This window comes from Paraburkholderia sp. (genome assembly GCF_035948235.1).
Classification (GTDB): Bacteria; Pseudomonadota; Gammaproteobacteria; order Burkholderiales; family Burkholderiaceae; genus Paraburkholderia.
The window spans coordinates 1-19,339 of sequence record NZ_DASZJJ010000036.1 but is presented as its reverse complement, the minus strand read 5'-3'; the positions used below and the strand labels follow the sequence as shown (position 1 = coordinate 19,339).

The following is a 19,339-nucleotide window of genomic DNA, read 5'->3' as shown; positions in this document are numbered from 1 at the left end:
CAGGGAGCGTAATCGCGTCCATGCCGCCCGTATTGAACGATCGTGGCGATTCTTTCAGCCGCGCGCAACCCGTTGCCAGTTCCCCGGCGTCATGCCGAACGCTTTGGTGAAGTGGCGCGTCATATGACTCTGGTCCGCGAAGCCAGCTTCAGCCGCCGCGTGCGACAACGCGGTGCCCGCCAGCAGCATGCGACGCACCGCGTCGAGCCGGCGCATCGTCAGGTAGCGGTATGGGCTCGTGCCATAGAAGTAGCGGAAATCGCGCGACAGACTCCAGCGGTCGCGCCCTGTCGCCGTTTCCAGCTCCTCCAGCGCGACGGTGCGCGTGCAATGCGCGTGCAGGAATTCGCGCGCCCGGCTCGCCGCGCGATAGTCGCCAGCCGCTGCGATTCTGCCGGTGCCCGTGACGGCCGCCAGTGCGTGAACGAGTTCGGTCAGCGCGTCGCTTTGCTCCAGCGGTTCGAGCTTGTGACTCATCTGTTGCAGCAAGGCCTCGGTCGCCGCCGACAGTCGCGGATCGGTCGTCAGGCCGCCTTCGAGAAATGGCAGCGCGCTGCCGCCCAGCACGTCCTGAAAGACCGACGGCTGCACGTAGATCATGCGGTACTGGAAGCCCTCACCCGTGCCCGCCTGGCCGTCGTGCGGCTCGTCGGGATGCAGCACGATCGTATGGCCCGGCAGACTGTCGCAGCGTTCGCGCCGGTAATTGAAACTCTGCACGCCCGCGAGCGTGCGGCCAATCGCGTAGGTGTCGTGGCGATGCATCGCGTAGGCTTTGCCGTGGAAATACGCTTCGATGCGCTCGACGCCTTCGATCGGCTCGGCGCGCTCGACCCAGTCGGGGCGTGCGCTGTTGCGGTGTCGGTTCATGAAATCGGCGAATAGAGGCTGGCCGCCACGCGGCCGCTACGGTCGATTGTGGCACGGCTCGTGAACCCCCGTCAGGCCGCTTCCGCTACGCACGTCGGTAGGCATTTACGTCGACTGGGGCAATAATGGCGCCTTATCCGCACTTCGATCCCGCTCTCCGATCGCTCATGGTCTCCACCCGACGCAGCCCCGCCACGCCCGCCGCCGCTAAAAAGACCGCCAAGGTGCCGGCCAGCAAAACACCCGCTGGCAAGCGCGCGCCGGCAAAAAGCGCCCAGGCCGCCGCAGCCGAAAAACCCGCACCACGCATCAACGAACGCGCCCGCGCGCGCACGCGCGGCAAGCTCATGCAGGCCGCGCGCGTGGTGATGGGCCAGAAGGGCATCACCGGCACCGCGATCAACGACATCACCGAACAGGCGGGCGTCGCCTTCGGCTCGTTCTACAACTACTTCTCGACCAAGGAAGAGATCGCGCGCGCCGTGTTCGTCGAAGACATGCTCGCGATCGCCGATCTGCTCGACCGCATCCGCCCCGCCGACGCCGATATCGCCGTGATCGTCGGCCTGAACGTGCGCCAGGTGATGCGCCACACGCTCGACGATCCGATCTGGGGCTGGTTCTTCGTCAACGCGGCGTCGAGCGTGGGCGATCTGGTCGAGACCATGGGCGGACGCCTTGCGCGCGACATCCGCATTGGCGTCGATACGGGACGCTTTCATTGCGCCGATGTGCTCGCGGCGATGGACTGCATCATCGGCGGCGCGCTGCATGTGATGCGCCAGATTCTGGAAAAGCGCCGCACGACCGATACCGTCGACCGCTTCACAGAGTTCGCGCTGCGCGGTCTGGGCATCCGCGACGCCGACGTCGGCGCGATCATGAAGGAAGTGCTGCGTCACGACGAAGTGCACGCCGCATCCGCCACGCCCCGCAGCGCCGCCTGAGCAGGCGCCCGTTCTCGCGGCGCCGTTCGCGCGCCGCCTGCTGAGCCACACTCCGCTTTCTCCCCCCCTGCACTGCCCCGCCGCGTGCGGGGCGTGTTCGTTCGTCCGCGTTGCGCAGTGTCGGAAACAGCGCCAGGGAAAGCACCAGGCTCTCATGTTATTGATACATTCATCATTTTTGATAACAATCTCAATAACGCAGACAGACACACCACTCAACAACGAGACACATCGAGGACGACACCATGAATGCACCGCACGATCTTTCCACTCCCTTGAACGCCGACGCCGCACTTGTGCGCGCCGCCAGCGAACTCGTGCCCGCGCTCAAGCAGCGCGCGGCAACCACTGACCAGTTGGCGCGCCTGCCGCAGGAAACCATCGACGATCTCAACGCCGCCGGGCTGTTCGAACTCACCACGCCGCGCCGGTATGGCGGCAAACAGGCTTCAGTGCGCACGTTTCTCGAAGCCGTGTCCGAACTCGGACGCGGCGACGCCTCCACCGCCTGGGTGGCGGCGCTCATCAACGTGACGACGTGGGCCGCCGCCGCGTTGTTCGACGAAAAAGTCACCGACGAGGTGTTTGGCAGTACAGAACGTGCGCGCGTTGTCGGCGTGCTGTCGCCGCGCAAGGCGAGCGTGAAAAAGGTCGATGGCGGCTATGTGATCGAAGAAGGCGTGTGGGGTTTCAACTCGGGCATCTACCACGCCAACTGGGATTTGCTGGGCATTCCGCTCGTCGACGAAAGCGGCAAGATGGTCGATCAAGGCGTGGCACTCGTGCGCGCCAGCGACGTGCGCACGCTCGACGACTGGAACGTGATGGCGCTGCGCGGCACCGGCAGTTCCAGCGTGAGCGTGACGAATCTGTTCGTCCCCAATGAGCGCGTGGCGTCGATGACGAAGGCCATCGAAGGCCAGTACGGCGCGACGCATCTCGCGGGCGAAGCGCTTTATCGCGTCGCGTGCATGCCAATGCTTGCGATCATCCTCACGTTCCCGGCGCTGGGCATCGCCCGCAACGCGCTCGACACCTTCCTGGAACTGCTGCCGCGCCGTGGCATCCAGTACACCTGGTACACGAAACAGGCCGAAGCGGCCGTCACGCATCTGCAGGTGGGTGAAGCCTCGGCGAAACTCGACGCGGCGCGCGCCATCATCGAAAAGCACGCCGACGCGCTCGACGCCTGCGCTGCCTCCGGCCAGTACATGGCCTATATGGACCGCGCGAAGGTACGCCGCGACGTAGGCTTTGCCGAAACGCTGATCTGGGACGCCGTGGACACGCTCGCGACCGCCTCGGGCGGCTCGCTCGCCGCCATCGGCAATCCGTTCGCGCGGGTCTGGCACGACGCGCGCGTGGCCTCGCTGCACGGCATCGTCACGCCCGCCACGAACTTCGAAGCGTATGGGCGTCTCGCCTGCGGCCAGAGCGCCGGCACGCCGCTGATCTGAGCCATGAACGCGACCATGAGTGCGCCCCCCGACCTCGATCTGGACGCGGCGCAGTTCCGCCGCGCCATGGGCAAGTTCGCCACCGGCGTCACCGTCATCACGTTCGAGCACGAAGGGCGCACGGCGGGCATGACGGCCAACGCCTTCATGTCGCTTTCCGTCGATCCGCCGATGATCCTCGTGTCGGTGCGCGCGCAAGCGCGCTTCGCGCAGTCGATCGTATCCGGCGACGCCTTTGGCGTGAGCTTTCTGGCGCAACATCAGGAAGCGCTGAGCCGGCACTTTGGCGGCCAGCCTCGCGACGGTCTGGATGATCCGTTCGAGCGCACCGGTGGCGTGCCGGTGGTGCGCGCGGCGCTGGTGCAGATCGCCGCGCGCGCCAATGCCATCCATCGCGGCGGCGACCACCTGATCTACACCGCCGACGTGGAAGCACTGCGGGAATCGGACGGCCCGCCGCTGCTGTTTCATGGCGGCAAGTATCGGCAGATCGTCGGGCATGATCCGCTGCTGTGCTGGCGCGACTGGGCGCACGATGCGGTTAGTCTGGCTGGCGATGAATAGCGAATAATCCTCGCTTCGATTCACCCTCGCGATCATCCGGTGAGTGGGCACGGCACGCGCCAGGCGTTTGCGCATGCCATGCCCGCTCAAGCGCGACCGGATCGCATCGGGATCGCAACGACGGCCGCCCTGAGCATGCGCCGTTCCCATCGCCACGCTTAAGGGAAAGTAAGGAAAACGCCGTGGCGGCCAATGCGCGATGACGATCTCGCCGCCCTTTTAGAACACGAATCCGCCACGCAATGATGAATTTTGTGTGCTACGGGACAAACCCTCCCCCAACTCGACGCTCGGTGTGACTACACTTATTTGCGTCGGCACCGCTCGCCGGCACGATGACTACTGGGAGGTGTGCCGTGCCCCGCCTGATCCCCGCCTGCACCTCGCGCCCCGCCGCCGCGCTTGCAGTTCTTCTCGTCGGCACCGTCTGTCTCACTGCTCAAGCCGCCACGCCGAATCCGCCCGCCAAAGCGTCCCAGGCAACACAAGTGGCGCAAGCGTCGGACGATTCCGCAGCCGAGAAACCTGCAACCGGCAAGCATCCCGCTGCTTCGCCCGCCGCGATGGCTACGCCGGACTTCTTCTCGCTGGCCGATCGCTACGGACCCGCCGTCGTGCATGTGATCGCGCGCAGCGCCGACGACCAGTCGGCGCCGCCCCAGCAGGAGGCGATCGACAACGACGATCCGTTCACCCCGTTCTTCAAGCGCACGCCGCGCCCGCCCGTCGAAGGCCAGACCCAGAACGCGGGCCAGGACGCCGGCGCGAGCGGCCCGCGCGTGATGACAGGCAGCGGCTCCGGCTTCATCGTGAGCCCGGACGGCGTGGTGCTCACCACGGCGCATGTGGTGGACAACGCCCAGGAAGTGACGGTGCAACTGACCGACAAGCGCGAGTTCAAGGCCGAGGTGGTCGCCGTCGATCCGGTGAGCGACGTCGCGGTGCTACAGGTCAACGCGCACGATCTGCCGAGCGTGCCGCTCGGCGATTCGTCGAAGCTGCGCGCGGGCGAGCCGGTGCTCTCGATCGGCGCGCCGGACAGCTTCCAGAACACGGTGACGACCGGCATCGTTAGCGCGGCCTCGCGCACGCTGCCGGACGGCAACCCGTTTCCTTTCTTCCAGACCAACGTGGCGGTGAACCCGGACAACTCGGGCGGCCCGCTCTTTAACCGCTCCGGCGAGGTGATCGGCATCGACGTGCAGGTCTACGCCGAGCGCGACCGCTACGCGGGACTGACCTTCGGCATTCCGATCGAGGCGGCCAACAAGTTCCGCGCGCAATTGCAGGCCACGCGCAAGACGGCGCCAGCCGGCCAGGGCGATCAGGCTGACCCCGCCAACGCGGCGGCGCCCGCTCCCACGCGCACCTTCGGCATGCAGGTCGAGGACGTGAGCCCCGGACTCGCGGCGGCGCTCGGCTTGCCGCACGCGGGCGGCGCGCTGGTCGACGCCGTCGATGCCGATTCGATCGGCGCGGCGGCAGGCGTGAAGGCCGGCGACGTGATCGTGCAGGTTGGCGAACAACCGGTGGACAGCGCGGCGACGCTTGCCAACCAGCTCGCCGCCGTGCCGCCCGCCACGCAGACGCCGCTGAAAGTGATCCGCAACCGTCGGCCGATGCTCACGCGCTTCTCGAACGCGGCGCTCGACGCCAAGCCGGCCAGGACCGCCAAGACGACGCTCAAAGCCGCCAGGCCGACGCAGGCGGCCCAGGCAGCCGTGGTCGCGCAAGCGGCACAAGCCGCTAACCAGGCCAACCAGGCCGACCAGGCAGACGCCGCCGACGCCCAAGATGCCGCTCCCGCTGCGCGCGACGCGCGCGCCGTGGCAACCGTCAACGCCGATACCGACGGCGTAGCCGTGACGCGGGTCAGCACCTCCGCGAAAATGCAGAAGCCGGTGTCCACGCGCAACGCGGCGGACCGGCTCGGTCTCGTCAGCCACGCGCTGAGCGAAGACGAACGCCGCACCAGCGGCCTGCCGCTCGGCCTGATGGTGGACGCGGCGAGCGGCCCCGCCGCGCGCGCGGGCGTGCGGCCCGGCGACATCGTGCTCTCGCTCAACGACACGCTGATCGAAACACACGACCAGGCCATGACGCTCGAAGCCAAGGCGACGCGCAGCATGGCACTGCTGATCCAGCGCAACAACGCGCGCAGTTTTGTCGATGTAAAACTGCAATAAAGGATACGGCCCGAAACTCCATCGGGCCGTATCGCTCCTGCTCTACAACGCCGCTACAAACCAGATACAAAGCCGGACGGAATAACTCCCAGGCTGGTGCGTTCTTATCCATGCAGGCAGCGTCGAAACGAACCGATTCAAACGATCCGGTTCGATCGGCGGCTGTCGCGAGACCACACCATCTGATGAGGAGTTCGAAATGTCTATCCGCCGCGTATTGATCGCCACGCTCGTCGCCGCCGCTTCCGTGGGCGCTGTCACCCAGGCATCGGCCCAAGGTCTTACCCGCGAGCAAGTGCGCCAGCAACTGATCGAGGCCGAAGCCAATGGCTCGCGCTTCGTCACAGATGCATCCTATCCCGACGTGAGCCCCGTATTCGCGCAGCAGGTCGCACGCGACTCGCATGCCGCGCCCTCGCAGGCAGCCAGCGGCATGGGCATGCCGGCAGCGGGCAAGAGCGACGCGGGCGCGCCGTCGATGACCTGCGTCGGCCCGGCGAGCTACTGCAATATCTATTCGGGAAGCTGATGCCGTCACGCTCCAGCGTGCAACGCCGAAACCCCGCTCATTGCGAGCGGGATTTCGGCGTTGGCATGCATGAAGAGGTTTGCATCAAGCGGTTTGAGCGCGCGGCGACGCCGCGCGATAGAAGATCGGCGCCGCTTCAACGTGCAGTCAGTTGCGCGTAGACATCGTGCGAAAGTTGCAGCAGCACCTTGCGGTCGATGCCGCCGGAAAGCGCGTAACCGAAGTCGCCGTCGATCCAGTAGAACACGCTCACGGGCCCGTCTTCGTAGAGCTTGAACGCCGTGGTGTTGCTGCTGACCTTGCGATGCGAGATACACAGCGTCACGCGCTCGCCTTTCGCGTTGTGATACATGAACTGCGCGACCTCGCCGTCCGGCCCCGGCAGCAGACGCCCGCCGGCCAGCTCGAAACCGCTGCGGGACAGCATCGGCGGATGCACGTCGGTGCCCATGCGATTCGCAAGCCATTGCACGAAATCCTGCTCCTGGCGCGCACCCATCGCGTCGGGGCGTTCGACTTCGGGCATATAGACCACATGCGCGAGCGCGGCTTCGTGCACGAAATTCATGGTCGGGTCCGCACTGACCGTGTGCAGCCCGGCTTGCGCCGCGTCACCGGGCCCATTCAACACATCGGCGCCATAATGCGTGCCCCAGCCGATGCCGATGCCCACCATCAGCGCCGCGGCGAAGCCCGCAAACTTCGGCCAGTTGGCGGCCGGGCGCGTGTGGTCGAGCGTGCGATTTTTCAGCACGCGCGGCGTGGGAGCCTCTTCCTTCGCGGCAGCGGCAGACGCCGACACCACATCGCGCAGACGCGCGGGCACCGGCTCGCTCAGCACGCGGTCGTAACGTTCGTGCAGCAGGCTGTTCAGCGAGAAAAAGTCGCTGGTGCGCGCCGCGAGTTCAGGGTTGCGTTCGAGTTCGCGCTCGACGTCGGCGCGGCGCGCTTCGGAAAGCGTGCCGTCCACGTAGGCGTGAATCTCGTCTTCGGTCACGGGATGTTGTTGATCGCTCATCGCACCACCTTCAGGTTCGCACGCGGGACGCTTCCGGCCGCTCCAGCCATAAGCGCGCGCAGGCGCTCACGGCCTCTGGACAGCCTCGACATCACCGTGCCGATCGGCACGTCGAGCGCCAGCGCCACATCGGCGTAACTCATTTCCTCCAGCCCCACTAGCAGCACGACTTCGCGCTGTTCGACGGGCAAACGCTGCAACGCGAAGTCGAGATCGCGCACTTCGAGCGCGCCGGTCTGCGTGGCGGGCATCGCGTAATCGGTCTCGGGCACGCTGTCGTCGTCGACGGACACATGCGTGCCGCGCGCCGCCGATTTGCGCACCTGGTTCACAAACAGGTTGTGCATGATCGTGAAGAGCCAGGCGCGCAGATCTGTGCCGGCGCGAAACAGCTCGGTGCGCGCGAGCGCGCGTTCGAGCGTGTCCTGCACGAGATCGTCGGCCAGCTCGCGGTTATTTATCAGCGCGCGGGCATAACGCCTCAGGCGCGGTACGTGTTCGATCAGCTCGTCACGGATGTCCATGTTCCATCCTCGTGTGCCCTCTCATCGCCGGGGTTGCGCGTCCCCGCGCGCGGCTTGCTGCGTTTCGTTCTGCGGTCCGTTCTGCGGTTCGCGTTGTAGTGCGATCTGTGGATCCATCTGCCGGGTCGCAGCGTCGGCGGCGCGCATCAGTCCATGCGTGCGCGCATTGCCTGCCAGCACCCAGCGTTCGCCGTGCCCGATCCAGCCGATCAGCCGCAGATCGCCGACGCGCCGCGCGCTCCACTGCGGCGCGGCGCGCTCGAACCAGGCGCGCGACGCGAGCAACACGACCGGCTGGCCATCGGCGTTCACGTAGGTCCAGCGTTGCGCACGCGCAAACGGTCCGAGTTCCATCGTGCCCGACGCAACCAAGCGCAGGCCTACGGCATCCAGATCGAACGGCGCGGGCCCGGCGGCGTGCGCACCGGGGGCGAGCGTATCGGCTAGCGCGTCGGCGGCATTCGGCATCGGCTGGCTGCCGTTGCCCGCTTCCAGCAACGCCATGACCGCCGCGTTGTTAAGCGCCTGCACGCCGGGTTCCGAAACGGCCAGCCATGCCAGCGCAGCCGCCGCCAGCGCGAGCGCCGCGACGAACGCGCCCAGGCCGCGCCGCAGCGCGCGTGAGCGTGGCAAAAAGCGCGGCCGGGAAGACTCAACGGCAGACTCAACGGCAGACGCCATCACAGAAGTAGCAACCGGCGCGACTCCCGCCAGCGCAGCCTCGCCAAACGAGCGCCGCATCTGCGCGTTCAGTCGCCGGTAGAACAGGATCCGATGCCATTCGCCGGGCCGCCGCGCCAGATAGCGGCGCACGCGCGCGGCCCGCTCGCCATGCAGCGAGCCGTCAGTGTAGGCCTGGATATCAGACTCGGAAACCTCGGCCTCGGAAATCGGCCGCTCGTCGGGCGGCCCCTGCGGAACCATGATCGTCGCGTAAATGAATTGGGGACGATGGGCTAACGCGCGGGCGGCGCGCTTATTCCGACAGAGGCAGAAAGATTTTTAAGGGCGAGATGGACGGGGCGCTGCGCCGCTGCGCTTAAGTGCGCGCCGTCACTTCGTTCGAGAACGCCACGCGGTTGCGGCCCTCGCGCTTGGCGCGATAGAGCGCCGCGTCGGCCTCCTCGATCAGCGCGGTCTCCATCAGCCCCGCCGTGGGCGTGAGCGTCGCCACGCCCACGCTGATCGTCAGATGTTCGCTGACCTTCGATCCCACATGCGGCAATTGCAGCGCCGCCACGTCGCGGCGCATCTTCTCCGCCATCAGGCGCGCAAACGCGCTGCCCGCGCCCGGCAACACCACCGCGAATTCCTCGCCGCCAAAGCGCGCCACCAGGTCGCGCGGCTGGCTCACCTCGCGGCGGATCGTGGTCGCGACCGAACGCAGCACGTTGTCGCCGGCCACATGGCCGTAGGTATCGTTATAGGGCTTGAAGTAATCGACGTCGATCATCAGCAGCGACACTTCGGTGTTTTCGCGCTGTGCCCGCCGCCATTCGGCGCCCAGAAATTCGTCGAGGTAACGACGGTTCGACAACCCCGTCAGGCCGTCCGAATGCGTGAGGCGGCGCAGTTCCAGATTCGCCTTGAGCAATTCCTGCTGCGAGCGCCGCAGCGCGCGATAGGCCTCGTCGCGCTGGAGCATGTTTACGTAGGAACGCGAATGATATTTGACTCGCGCGATCAGCTCGATGCTGTCGGGCAGCTTGACGAGGTAATCGTTTGCGCCCGCCGCAAACGCGGCGCTCTTGATCGCGGGTTCTTCCTTGGTCGACAGCACGATGATGGGCACGTCGCGCGTGGCGTCGTTGGTGCGGTAGGCGCGCACCAGCGTGAGGCCGTCGGTGCCAGGCATCACGAGATCCTGCAGGATCACGGTCGGGCGCACCTGCTCGGCCATGCGCACCGCCTGCTCGGGATGCGAGCAGTAGTGAAAGTCGATTTCGCGCTCGCTCGCCAGCGCCCGCCGCACGGCCTCGGCGACGATCGCCTGGTCGTCCACCAGCAGCACCATCATCGGTACGTCAGCCGCGCCGGGCAAAGGCTGCTCAAGCGCCGTGCGCACGGCTTCCAGCGCGCCTTCGAGCGAGGCCTCGTTGGGCCCGCCTTCGGTCAGCGCGGTTTCTGGCGCGGTTGAATGGTTCGGCTTCTCGGTCATGATGTCAGTCGCTTGGGTCAATCCAGTATCGATGCGGGCGGCGTTGCGGCAACGGTTCGGCAGCGGTTCGGCAATAGGCCTGGCCTCAAGCCGCGCGCGGCGCGCCAAGGCGGCTCACCAGTTCGGCGGCGATGGCGGGCAGCGGCAGGATCGCGCGCGCGGCGTCCAGCGCCGCAGCCGCTTTCGGCATGCCGTACACGGCGCTCGTCGCCTGGTCCTGGGCAATCGTGTAGCAGCCTTTGGCGCGCATTGCCTTCAGGCCGATCGCGCCGTCGCGTCCCATGCCCGTGAGCAGCACGCCGATGGCCTCGCCCGGCCAGTTCTCGACCACGCTATGAAAGAACGTGTCCACCGACGGGCGGTACGGCGTTTCGGCTGGTTCGCGAGTGTAAGCCAGCTTGCCGTTCGCTGCCACGCGCAGATGATCGTTGGTCGCCGCGAGTAGCGCCTCGCCGGGCGTGGGCCGGTCGCCCTCGTTCGCGATACGCACTTTCAGCGCGGTCTGCCCGTCGAGCCAGTCGGCCATGCCCACGGCGAACGACTGATCGACGTGCTGCACGATCACAATGCCAGCCTTGAGGTTCGCGGGCAGCGCGCCCAGCACGGTGGCCAGCGCAGTCGGTCCGCCCGCCGAAGCGCCGATCGCCACCAGCGGCGCCAGCGTGGCGGTCCCGGCGGCAAATGCGGCCGGTGCGCGCGTGGCTTCGGTGCTGCCGTTCACGCGGCCGATCTGGTCGATCTTGGCGAGCAGCAGATCCATGGTGCTGCGCGCGTCGGGTCCCGCGAGCGTGGGGGTATCGACGGCGTCGAGCGCGCCCGCGCCCATCGCTTCATACACGCGCCACGCGTTGGCGCCCACGCTGCTCGTGACAATCAGGATCGGGCACGGCGAGCGCGCCATGATGCGCCGTGTGGCTTCCACCCCGTCGATCTTCGGCATCACGAGATCCATGAGGATCACGTCGGGCTGCTGGGCCGCACAGAAGTCGACGGCCTGCTCGCCGTCGGCCGCCACCCATAGCACGCGATGCCCGGGCCGCGCGGCAATGGCGTGGCGCAGCGCCTCGACAGCGAGGGGCATGTCGTTCGCGATACCGATGTTCATCAGGTCGCCTCTCCGATCAAATCGTTCACGGCGTCGAGCAGCGCTTCGTCGTGGAAGCTGCCCTTGGTCAGGTAGTAGTCGGCGCCCGCGTCCAGGCCGCGCCGCCGGTCGTCTTCGCGGTCCTTGTACGAGACGATCATGACGGGCACGTTGCGTTGATGCGGGTCGTTACGAATCATCGTGACGAGTTCGATGCCGTCCATGCGCGGCATGTCCACGTCGGTGATGACGAGATCGAACTGGCCGTTGCGCAGCGTGTTCCAGCCATCCATGCCGTCCACCGCAACGGTCACCGCATAGCCGCGTTTTTCGAGCAGCTTGCGCTCCAGTTCGCGCACGGTCAAGGAATCCTCAACCACGAGAATGCGCTTGCGTTCGCGCGCCGCGGTGCTCGCACTGCGCGTGACGCCCGCGAGCTGCCCTTCGCGCACGAGCCGCGCCACCGAGGCGACGATATCCTCGACATCGACGATCAGCGTCACCGTCCCGTCTTCGAGCAGTGCCGCGGCGGCCACGTTGCGCACCTTGCCCAGGCGCGCATCGAGCGGCTGCACCGCAAGCGTGCGCTCGCCCGCGAAAGCGTCGACGGCGATGCCGTAGAACGCGGCGTCGTGGCCCGTGCCGTCGCTGATGAGCAGCACGCTCACATCGCCCGATGCATTGGCCGCCGCCGTGGCGTCGCTCGCGCCGAGCAACTGGCGCGCCGTGACGAGACCGATCGGCCGCCCTTCGTGAACGATATGCTGCTGGCCTTCGAGCATGTCGATGGCCTCGCGCGGCACGCGCAGCGCGCGACGCACATGCGCGAGCGGAAACGCGTAGGCCTCGCCCGCGACATCGACGATCAGGCTGCGCAACACCGACAGCGTAAGCGGCAATTGCAGCACGAAGCGCGTGCCGCGCGCCGCCGCGCTTTCGATGCGCACGGTGCCGCGCACCGCCTTGGCGAAGTTCTGCACGGCGTCCAGGCCCACGCCGCGCCCGGACACATCGGTCACGCGCTCGCGCATCGAAAAACCCGGCAGCAGCAGGAAATCGAGCAGTTCCGGCTCGGACATGGTTTCGACCGCATCCGCTTGCGCGAGACCGCGCGCGATGATCGCGCGCTTGAGCGCGGGCATGTCGACGCCCGCGCCATCGTCGCCCACGGCGATCAGCAGCTTGCCCGCGCTGTGCCGCGCTTCGAGCGTAAGCGTCGCTTCCTCGGGCTTGCCGAGCAGGCGGCGCGTGTCGGGATCTTCGATACCGTGGTCGAGCGCGTTGCGCAGCAAGTGGCCAAGCGGCGCATCGAGCATGTCGAGAATGTCGCGATCGACCTGGGTCGTCTCGCCGTCGATCACGAAACGCACACGCTTGCCCAGCGAGCGCGCGAGGTCGCGCACGATGCGCGGATAGGCGTGCGCCGTATCGCTGAACGGACGCATGCGGCATTCGAGCGCCGAATCGTAGAGCCGCTGCGCGAGCTGGGTGCCACGCCGGTCGATACGGTCGAGGTCGTCGAAACGTTCGGCAAGGTGGCCGCCGAGCGTGGATAACTGCTCGCGGATCGCGGCGAGCGCGGCGCGCGCATCGTGGCCGAGCGCCTCCCCGTGATGCTCGCTGAACTGGCCGAGCGCGGCGAGCACGTCGCCCTGGGCGCGGCGCACGCGCAGCAGGCCATTGGCGAACGGGCGCATGCGGCGCGACTCGACCAGCGATTCGCCCGCAAGACCCAACAGCCGGTCGAGCGTGCCTGCCCGGACGCGCAGCATGCGGTCGCTGTCGCGAGTGCGGCTGTTCGTGGTCTGGGCGTTGGCCTGGGGTGCTGCAGCCTGTGCGGCGACAGGCTCTGCGTAGTCGCTCACGGCCTGGAGGGAGGCGGGTTCTTCCTTCGGCACTTGCACGCTGGCGAGGCTCGCCATCAGCAAAGCCTCCGGATCGAGCGGCGCTGACGGTTCAGCCGCCTCGGGCGCAGCCGGCACGGCCTGCCCGCCATTCGCCAGCCGCGTGACAAAGCCATCCACCACGTCGCGCGCGAGCGGCGGCGCGGACGCATCGCCCGCCGCCATCAGCAGATCGATGCCGACCAGCAGCGCGTCGATGCGCGCTGCATCGATCGTCAGCAAGGCGTGCTGGGCGTCGACGAAGCAATCCTCCATCGCGCTCGCCACGTCGACGGCCTCAGGCAGCCCGACGATGCGCGCCGCGCCCTTGAGCGAGTGCGTCGCGCGCATGCAGGCTTCAAGCGTGGCGGCGTCGGTGGGCGTCGCCTCCAGCGCGAGCAGGCCCGCCGCGAGCGTGCGCGTCTGCGTTTGCGCCTCCTCGCGGAACAGGTCGAGCAGCGAGCGGCGGCTCAGTTCGTCGTCGCTCATCTCAGGCTCCGGGTCAACGCGCCGAACAGCGCATCGGGTTCAAGCACGCCCACCGAGCGGCCGCGCCACGGGAACACGCCGCGCACATGGCGGCCTGCCGCGTGTGCGAGCGTGGCGGGCGCGGGCAACAGTTCATCGGCGCCGAAGTACGCCACGCCCTCGACATCGTCGACGGGGAACGCGGTGGTCTCGCCGTCCCATTCGGTGACGAGCAGGCGCGGCGTGGCGGTGCGCGCGCCCGAGATCGCCGTGGCCGGTGCGTTCGCATCGATATGCAGCAGATCGGCAAGTGAAGCCGCGAGCGTGAGCACGCCGCGCACGTTGACGACGCCGAGCACCGTCGAGCTTCGCCGGTGCGGCAACGAGTGAATCGGGCGCGACTCGCCGACATAGCGCAACGCCGACGCCGTCAGCGCCAGCCATTCCGCGCCCACGCGGAACACGAGCGAGCCGTCGCGGCGCAGGCTCGCCGCGTCGGTGCGCGCGGTGCTTTGCTGCGAGATCGGCGCGCTGGTCGTGCCCTGGGCCGGACGATCGAGCATACGCGCGGCGGCCTGCTCGAACACCGGGCAATTGAGGCAGCGCACGTACTGCTGGAGGCGCTCGCACGAGTTGTCGCCGCGCACGCCAATGCGGTTCCAGCAATCGTCGAGCGGCGCGGCGTGAAGGGGCTGCACGGCGGCGTCGTGGGCGTCACGCATTCGCGCCTCCCGGGCTGCGCTGCGAGGCGCGTTCGGCGCGACGCATCAGGCGCCGCGCGCCATCGGTGTCGCCCTGCACTTCGAGCAGCGCGGCCAGATGCGTGAGCGCTTCGTAGTGGCCAGGCTCCAGGTACAGCGTCTTGCGGTAGTGCGCGAGCGCGAGCGCGGCCTCGCCCTGCGCATCGGCGATCAGGCCGAGCAGATACCACACCTCGGCGTCGTCGGGCGCGGTTTCTGCGTGCTGGGCGGCGGCACGCGCGGCGGCGTCGAGCGAACCGGCATCGGCCAGACGACGGGCTTCGGCAAGTGTCGGAATGTTCGACGATGGCGGCGCGGCTTGCGGTGCCGCGAAAGCCAGCGTTGCCGGGCGCGTTACGGGCGGCGTGGCGATTTTTGTGCTCGCCCTTGCGTTCATCGTCGCGGGCAGCGCGGCGGCGCGCGTGGGCTGCGCCGCGTGCAGCGGTCGCAACGAGGTATGCAATGTGGCGTCGTAGGGGTTGCGTACGCCCTGCGCCGACAACGCCAGCGGATCGGCAGCCTGTGCGCTCCCATTGCCTGTACCCGGCCAGCGAAAACCGAACGCTAGCGGAATCTGCGCCGAAGCGAATTCATGGCGCATCATCAAACCCGTTTCCGCAGGGCCGACAAAGATCATCCCGCCATCGGCAAGACGCGCGCGCAGCAGGCCGATCGCGCGGTCCTGGGACTGGCGGTCGAAATAGATCAGCACGTTGCGGCAAAAAATGAAGTCATAGCGCACGGGATGCGCGGCGAGCCATTCGAACAGATTCGCGCGCTCGAAGTGCACGGCGCGCTGCACGGCATCGGCAAGCTGCCAGCCTTGCGGCGTCGCATGGAAATAGCGCTCGCGAAACGCCAGCGCATCGCCGCGAAACGCATTGCGGCCATAGACGCCGCGCGTGGCCGCCTCGATCGAGGCCGAACTGATGTCGATCGCGTCGATGCCGAACTGCTCGTGCGTGAGGCCCGCGTCGAACAGCGCCATTGCCGCCGAATACGGCTCCTCGCCCGTCGAGCACGGTGCGCTCAGCACCCGCAGCACTTCGCCGGGATGCGTCACGAGCCGCTCCATGCCGCCGCGCGCGAGCGCCGCGAAGGCTTCGCGTTCGCGGAAGAACCAGGTTTCCGGCACGACGAGCGCGTCGATCAGCGCCTGGCGCTCGGCGGCGGTGGTCGTCAGCATGCTCCAGTAGGCGTCGTGCATGGCGTCTGAGTGCGACGCGCCGTTCGCCGTGTCCACGCCTACGGTCGCCGCCGCACGCGCGGCCACGGCACGCGCAAGCGCCTGCGCGCCGAGCGATTCGGCGTCGATGCCGGTTTCTTCCAGCAGCCAGTTCTCGAAGCGCGCAAGACTCATGACGCGCGCCCCATCGGCGAGTGACGATCGGCGGCGTCTTCGCCGCGCTGCCATGTTGGCGGATCGGGGAACAGCAGCGCTCGCACGCGAGCGTCGAGCAACTGATCGACTTTCACCCATTGCACGAAGCCCAGCGTGTCGCGCGCGACCGGCCCAAGCCAGCGCGCCTCGGGCGTGGCAATCCCGCCTTCGGCAAAGTCGCCGGGCGCAAAGCTCTGGGTGCGCGTCGCGCATTCGAGCAGCAATGCCAGGCGGCGCGGCTCCGAAGTGCGAGGATCGGCGCGATCGTTCACCAGCACGAGGCGCGTGGACATCAGCGCATGCGCGGGCCGGCCAAGCGCAAGCTGCGCCATGTCGACCACCGGCACCGGCGCGCCTTCGTGATCGATCACCCCCGCGATGAACGGCGGCGTGCCCGCGAACGCGCGCACCGGCTGCAAGGGCAGCACGCGCACGATCTCGCGCGCATCGAGCGCGTAACGTTCGCCGTCCAGCTCGAACACGAGAAAAAGCATCGCCGCTCCGTTCAGGAAAAAGCCGGACTCAGGCGGCGCGAAGTGACGCTGCGGATCATGCGGCGGATCACGCTTCGATCCTGAACCGCGACACGCCCGTGCGCAGCTCGTTGGCCACGAGCGTGAGATTGTCGATGGCCTGCGACGACTGGCGCAGCGATTCCGCCGTCTGCTGCGCGGCCTCGGAAAGCTGCGTGAGCGCCTGGGTGATCTGCTCGGCGCTGGTGGCCTGGGCCTGCATGCCGTCGTTGACCACCTGGAAGCGCGGCGCGAGCGTCTGCACCGCGCCGATGATCTGCGAAAGCTGCGCGCCCACCGCCTGGACGTCGTGCATGCCGCGCCGCACCTCCTCGGCGAACTTGTCCATGCCCATCACGCCCGCCGATACGGCCGACTGGATTTCCTTGACGGTCTGCTCGATATCGAAGGTCGCCACCGCCGTCTGGTCGGCCAGACGGCGGATTTCGGTCGCCACCACGGCGAAGCCGCGGCCGTACTCGCCGGCCTTTTCCGCTTCGATGGCGGCGTTCAGCGACAGCAGATTGGTCTGGTCCGCGACCTTGGTGATAGTCGCCACGACCTGGTTGATGCTCACGGCCTTCTCGTTGAGGATCGCAAGCTTGGCGTTCACCGAACCGGCCGCCTCCATCACGCTGCGCATGGTGTCTTCCATATGCGTGAGGCCGCTCTGGCTGTTGGAGGCGAGCACTGCCGACTGCTCGGCGACGGTCGAGACTTCGCCCATCGTGCGCACCAGATCGCGCGCGGTCGCAAAAATCTCGCGCGAGGTCGCGCCGATTTCGGTCGTAGTCGCGGCGGTCTCGCTGGCCGTGGCCTGCTGCTCTTTCGAGGTGGCGGCCACTTCCGCCACCGAGGTCGTCACCTGCAGCGACGACTTCTGCGCCTGGGCAACCAGGCTCGCCAGTTCGTCGCTCATGCGGTTGAAGCCGTCTTCGAGCACGCCGAATTCGTCGCGGCGGCCCAGTTCGAGACGCTGCGCGAGGTTGCCCATGCGCATGGCGTCGTGCACTTCGACGAGCCGCGCCATCGGTCGCGTGATCGCGCGATGCAGCGTGTAGCCGGTCGCAAGCGCCGCCAGCAATACGATGCCGAGCGCGCTCGCCAGCGTGATTTCCGTGCCCGTGACCGAGCTGCGGATGGTCTGCGCGGAATCGTCGGCCTGGCGGCGGTTTTCCTCGACGAGCGTGTTGGCGGCCGTGACGACCTCGCGCCAGTTTGCGTCCAGTTGCACGAATGCGGTCTGTGCGGCGCTGCGCTGGGCCGGCAGATCGTGCACCACGTTCATCAGTTGCGGCAGGAAACGGGCGTAAGCGTCGCGAAAGTGCTGATAGCGCGCGCGATCGTCGGCGCGGTACACCGAGGCTTCATAGTGCGAGGCGTTCTGCTCGACCTGGTTCATGGCGGCCGGCAGTTGCCCGAGCACGCGAGCGATGCCGGTTGCATCGGGTTCGACGTAAGCGGCACGCTCGACGAGCGTATAGGTCTGGTTCGCGGCGGCGCGCATCGATGTCGCGTAGAACAGGCCCGGCACGGAATCGCGCGTCAGGCTCAAGGCTTCGTCGTCGATGGCGCGCAGGCGCTCCCAGGAAATCGCGGCCGTCGCGAGCATCAGCACGAACAGCAGGCCGAAGCTGAGGACGATGCGCGTACCGAGTGTGTAGCGACCCTGGGTTTGACGGGGCAGTCCGGCTGAACCGGTACGGGGCATGGCGGTGCTCATTGCGCGTGGGCTTATCCGGTGGGCGTGAACCAGCGCCGGGCGCGCGCAACGAGGTCAGACCGATACGGATCGGCGGACGGGACGCGAATGCACGCACGGCGCGGGCAAAGCCCGCGCATGCGGGCTTCCGGGCCGTAGTGTAATGCGTTTGCGCACTTTTATGGGATGAGGGAAGTCGGGGATGTGGTAGCGGCGCTGAATGCCGATAACCCGGCGCGGCGGCGTTTCGCCCTTAATCCGCCATCGTCCGGGTCGATTTTCGGGACAAATCGCAGCGCCCGGCGAGGCTCAGGCCGACTTGCGAACGAAGCGCGTGACGGCGTCCACGATCATCTCGCGGTGACGCGCGCGCAGGCGCGGATGCGAGGGATCGCGCCCGAACGCCGCGCCGAAGGTATGGCGATTGCCCACGCGGTGAAAGCACATCGAGCTGATCAGCAAATGCAGGTCGATGGGATCGATGTCGTCGCGGAACACGCCGGCGGCCACGCCGCGCGCGAGCAGATCTTCGATCGTGCGGATCACGCTGGCGTTGCGGGTGCGGAAAGTCTTGAGGCGCTCGATGTACTTCGCGCCGTGGATATTCTCGATGGTCACGAGGCGCACGAAGTCGCGATGGCGGTCGTGATAGTCGAAGGTGAATTCGACCAGACGCTGCAGGCCTTCATCGGGACCGAGTTCGTCGATATGCAGGTCCTGCTCCAGCGCGCGGATGTCGCCGTAGACCTTGTCGAGCACCGCTTCGTACAGCCCTTCCTTGCTGCCGAAGTAGTAATACAGCATGCGCTTGGTGGTGTTGGTGCGCTCGGCGATCGCGTCAACGCGCGCGCCAGCGAGGCCCATCGCCGAAAACTCGGCGGTCGCCACGTCGAGAATATTGCGTTTGGTCTGCTCGGGATCGTACTTGCGCCGGCTTTCGGATTGAGCGTCGTTACGTTCGGCCGCAGCCGCCGGTCTTGCCATAATTATTCTGTGGACCGCGAGTAAGGAAGGGATGCGGCCGATTCTAGCATGGCCCCTGTCGGGCTTTATCGGGTGGGAATGGCCCGCACCGGCCCGTACGAAGGCCAGTGCGGGTGCGCTCCACCCTTCGCATCAAAGCTCGATGCGCTTGATATCGCCCACGATGAAGATGTACGACGCCGCGCCCACCAGCGCAATCGTGCCGATAAAGGCCAGCGCCCACACGAACGAACCCGTCGCGCTCACGATCATGCCGACGACCAGCGGCGTGATGATGCCTGCGAGGTTGGCGGCCAGGTTGAAGATGCCGCCCGTCAGGCCGAGCATGCCGG

At 67.4% G+C, this 19,339-nt stretch carries 17 protein-coding genes and 1 pseudogene; 5 read left to right on the top strand and 13 right to left on the bottom strand.

The genetic code is table 11. The features are described from left to right. Positions 1-54 precede the first annotated feature (54 nt). The gene (locus VG320_RS02330) at positions 55-870 is read right to left on the bottom strand and encodes an AraC family transcriptional regulator (RefSeq protein WP_327198557.1); all 816 of its coding nucleotides are present in this window, start codon (positions 868-870) and stop codon (positions 55-57) included. Between the two features lie 167 nt (positions 871-1,037). Here VG320_RS02330 and VG320_RS02325 point away from each other — a divergent pair, with 167 nt between their 5' ends. The 5 genes from VG320_RS02325 (at position 1,038) to VG320_RS02305 (ending at position 6,553) form a co-directional block, all read left to right on the top strand. Continuing rightward, positions 1,038-1,817 carry a TetR/AcrR family transcriptional regulator gene (locus tag VG320_RS02325; RefSeq protein ID WP_327198556.1) on the top strand — a complete coding sequence of 260 codons (780 nt, stop codon included), beginning with the start codon at positions 1,038-1,040 and terminating at the stop codon, positions 1,815-1,817. A gap of 245 nt (positions 1,818-2,062) precedes the next feature. Continuing rightward, positions 2,063-3,274, top strand: coding sequence for an acyl-CoA dehydrogenase family protein (locus tag VG320_RS02320; RefSeq protein ID WP_327198555.1), 1,212 nt, complete (start codon positions 2,063-2,065; stop codon positions 3,272-3,274). Between the two features lie 15 nt (positions 3,275-3,289). Then, positions 3,290-3,838: a flavin reductase family protein gene (locus tag VG320_RS02315; RefSeq protein WP_327198554.1), complete on the top strand. Its 549-nt coding sequence runs from the start codon at positions 3,290-3,292 to the stop codon at positions 3,836-3,838. A 356-nt stretch (positions 3,839-4,194) separates the two neighbouring features. Then, positions 4,195-6,024 carry a trypsin-like peptidase domain-containing protein gene (locus VG320_RS02310; protein ID WP_327198553.1) on the top strand — a complete coding sequence of 610 codons (1,830 nt, stop codon included), beginning with the start codon at positions 4,195-4,197 and terminating at the stop codon, positions 6,022-6,024. Positions 6,025-6,223: 199 nt separating this feature from the next. Then, complete coding sequence (locus VG320_RS02305) at positions 6,224-6,553, top strand: DUF4148 domain-containing protein (protein WP_327198552.1); 330 nt, start codon at positions 6,224-6,226, stop codon at positions 6,551-6,553. A 136-nt stretch (positions 6,554-6,689) separates the two neighbouring features. Here VG320_RS02305 and VG320_RS02300 read toward each other — a convergent pair whose 3' ends face one another. The 12 genes and pseudogenes from VG320_RS02300 to VG320_RS02245 all read right to left on the bottom strand — a co-directional run. After that, entirely contained in the window at positions 6,690-7,571 is an 882-nt protein-coding gene (locus VG320_RS02300; protein WP_327198551.1) for an anti-sigma factor, read from the bottom strand. After that, positions 7,568-8,095, bottom strand: coding sequence for a sigma-70 family RNA polymerase sigma factor (locus tag VG320_RS02295; RefSeq protein ID WP_327198550.1), 528 nt, complete (start codon positions 8,093-8,095; stop codon positions 7,568-7,570). Before VG320_RS02295 ends, VG320_RS02300 begins: the two co-directional genes overlap by 4 nt. Positions 8,096-8,116: 21 nt before the next feature. Continuing rightward, positions 8,117-9,019, bottom strand: coding sequence for a transcriptional regulator (locus VG320_RS02290; RefSeq protein WP_327198549.1), 903 nt, complete (start codon positions 9,017-9,019; stop codon positions 8,117-8,119). Between the two features lie 115 nt (positions 9,020-9,134). Beyond that, positions 9,135-10,253: a diguanylate cyclase gene (locus VG320_RS02285; protein ID WP_414695945.1), complete on the bottom strand. Its 1,119-nt coding sequence runs from the start codon at positions 10,251-10,253 to the stop codon at positions 9,135-9,137. An 85-nt stretch (positions 10,254-10,338) separates the two neighbouring features. Continuing rightward, positions 10,339-11,358 (bottom strand): chemotaxis response regulator protein-glutamate methylesterase, encoded by a 1,020-nt coding sequence (locus VG320_RS02280; protein ID WP_327198548.1) that lies wholly within the window; start codon positions 11,356-11,358, stop codon positions 10,339-10,341. Beyond that, positions 11,358-13,709, bottom strand: coding sequence for a hybrid sensor histidine kinase/response regulator (locus tag VG320_RS02275; RefSeq protein WP_327198547.1), 2,352 nt, complete (start codon positions 13,707-13,709; stop codon positions 11,358-11,360). Before VG320_RS02275 ends, VG320_RS02280 begins: the two co-directional genes overlap by 1 nt. Continuing rightward, positions 13,706-14,410 carry a chemotaxis protein CheW gene (locus VG320_RS02270; protein ID WP_327198546.1) on the bottom strand — a complete coding sequence of 235 codons (705 nt, stop codon included), beginning with the start codon at positions 14,408-14,410 and terminating at the stop codon, positions 13,706-13,708. Before VG320_RS02270 ends, VG320_RS02275 begins: the two co-directional genes overlap by 4 nt. Further along, entirely contained in the window at positions 14,403-15,788 is a 1,386-nt protein-coding gene (locus tag VG320_RS02265) for a CheR family methyltransferase (RefSeq protein WP_327198545.1), read from the bottom strand. Before VG320_RS02265 ends, VG320_RS02270 begins: the two co-directional genes overlap by 8 nt. Beyond that, positions 15,785-16,303: a chemotaxis protein CheW gene (locus VG320_RS02260; RefSeq protein ID WP_327198544.1), complete on the bottom strand. Its 519-nt coding sequence runs from the start codon at positions 16,301-16,303 to the stop codon at positions 15,785-15,787. Before VG320_RS02260 ends, VG320_RS02265 begins: the two co-directional genes overlap by 4 nt. Positions 16,304-16,370: 67 nt before the next feature. Then, a complete protein-coding gene (locus VG320_RS02255; RefSeq protein ID WP_327198543.1) occupies positions 16,371-18,044 on the bottom strand; it encodes a methyl-accepting chemotaxis protein in 1,674 nt (557 codons plus the stop codon). A 288-nt stretch (positions 18,045-18,332) separates the two neighbouring features. Further along, positions 18,333-19,007, bottom strand: a complete 675-nt coding sequence (locus VG320_RS02250; RefSeq protein WP_327198542.1) for a TetR/AcrR family transcriptional regulator — start codon at positions 19,005-19,007, stop codon at positions 18,333-18,335. Positions 19,008-19,139: 132 nt separating this feature from the next. After that, a pseudogene (locus VG320_RS02245) lies at positions 19,140-19,339 on the bottom strand (MFS transporter); the annotation flags it as partial.

Coding starts and splice junctions, on each gene's coding strand:
- VG320_RS02250 (WP_327198542.1), bottom strand. CDS start 19,007: ATGGCAAGACCGGCGGCTGCGGCCGAACGTAACGACGCTCAATCCGAA.
- VG320_RS02260 (WP_327198544.1), bottom strand. CDS start 16,303: ATGCTTTTTCTCGTGTTCGAGCTGGACGGCGAACGTTACGCGCTCGAT.
- VG320_RS02270 (WP_327198546.1), bottom strand. CDS start 14,410: ATGCGTGACGCCCACGACGCCGCCGTGCAGCCCCTTCACGCCGCGCCG.
- VG320_RS02295 (WP_327198550.1), bottom strand. CDS start 8,095: ATGGACATCCGTGACGAGCTGATCGAACACGTACCGCGCCTGAGGCGT.
- VG320_RS02315 (WP_327198554.1), top strand. CDS start 3,290: ATGAGTGCGCCCCCCGACCTCGATCTGGACGCGGCGCAGTTCCGCCGC.
- VG320_RS02255 (WP_327198543.1), bottom strand. CDS start 18,044: ATGAGCACCGCCATGCCCCGTACCGGTTCAGCCGGACTGCCCCGTCAA.
- VG320_RS02300 (WP_327198551.1), bottom strand. CDS start 7,571: ATGAGCGATCAACAACATCCCGTGACCGAAGACGAGATTCACGCCTAC.
- VG320_RS02265 (WP_327198545.1), bottom strand. CDS start 15,788: ATGAGTCTTGCGCGCTTCGAGAACTGGCTGCTGGAAGAAACCGGCATC.
- VG320_RS02320 (WP_327198555.1), top strand. CDS start 2,063: ATGAATGCACCGCACGATCTTTCCACTCCCTTGAACGCCGACGCCGCA.
- VG320_RS02275 (WP_327198547.1), bottom strand. CDS start 13,709: ATGAGCGACGACGAACTGAGCCGCCGCTCGCTGCTCGACCTGTTCCGC.
- VG320_RS02325 (WP_327198556.1), top strand. CDS start 1,038: ATGGTCTCCACCCGACGCAGCCCCGCCACGCCCGCCGCCGCTAAAAAG.
- VG320_RS02280 (WP_327198548.1), bottom strand. CDS start 11,358: ATGAACATCGGTATCGCGAACGACATGCCCCTCGCTGTCGAGGCGCTG.
- VG320_RS02285 (WP_414695945.1), bottom strand. CDS start 10,253: ATGACCGAGAAGCCGAACCATTCAACCGCGCCAGAAACCGCGCTGACC.
- VG320_RS02290 (WP_327198549.1), bottom strand. CDS start 9,019: ATGGTTCCGCAGGGGCCGCCCGACGAGCGGCCGATTTCCGAGGCCGAG.
- VG320_RS02330 (WP_327198557.1), bottom strand. CDS start 870: ATGAACCGACACCGCAACAGCGCACGCCCCGACTGGGTCGAGCGCGCC.
- VG320_RS02305 (WP_327198552.1), top strand. CDS start 6,224: ATGTCTATCCGCCGCGTATTGATCGCCACGCTCGTCGCCGCCGCTTCC.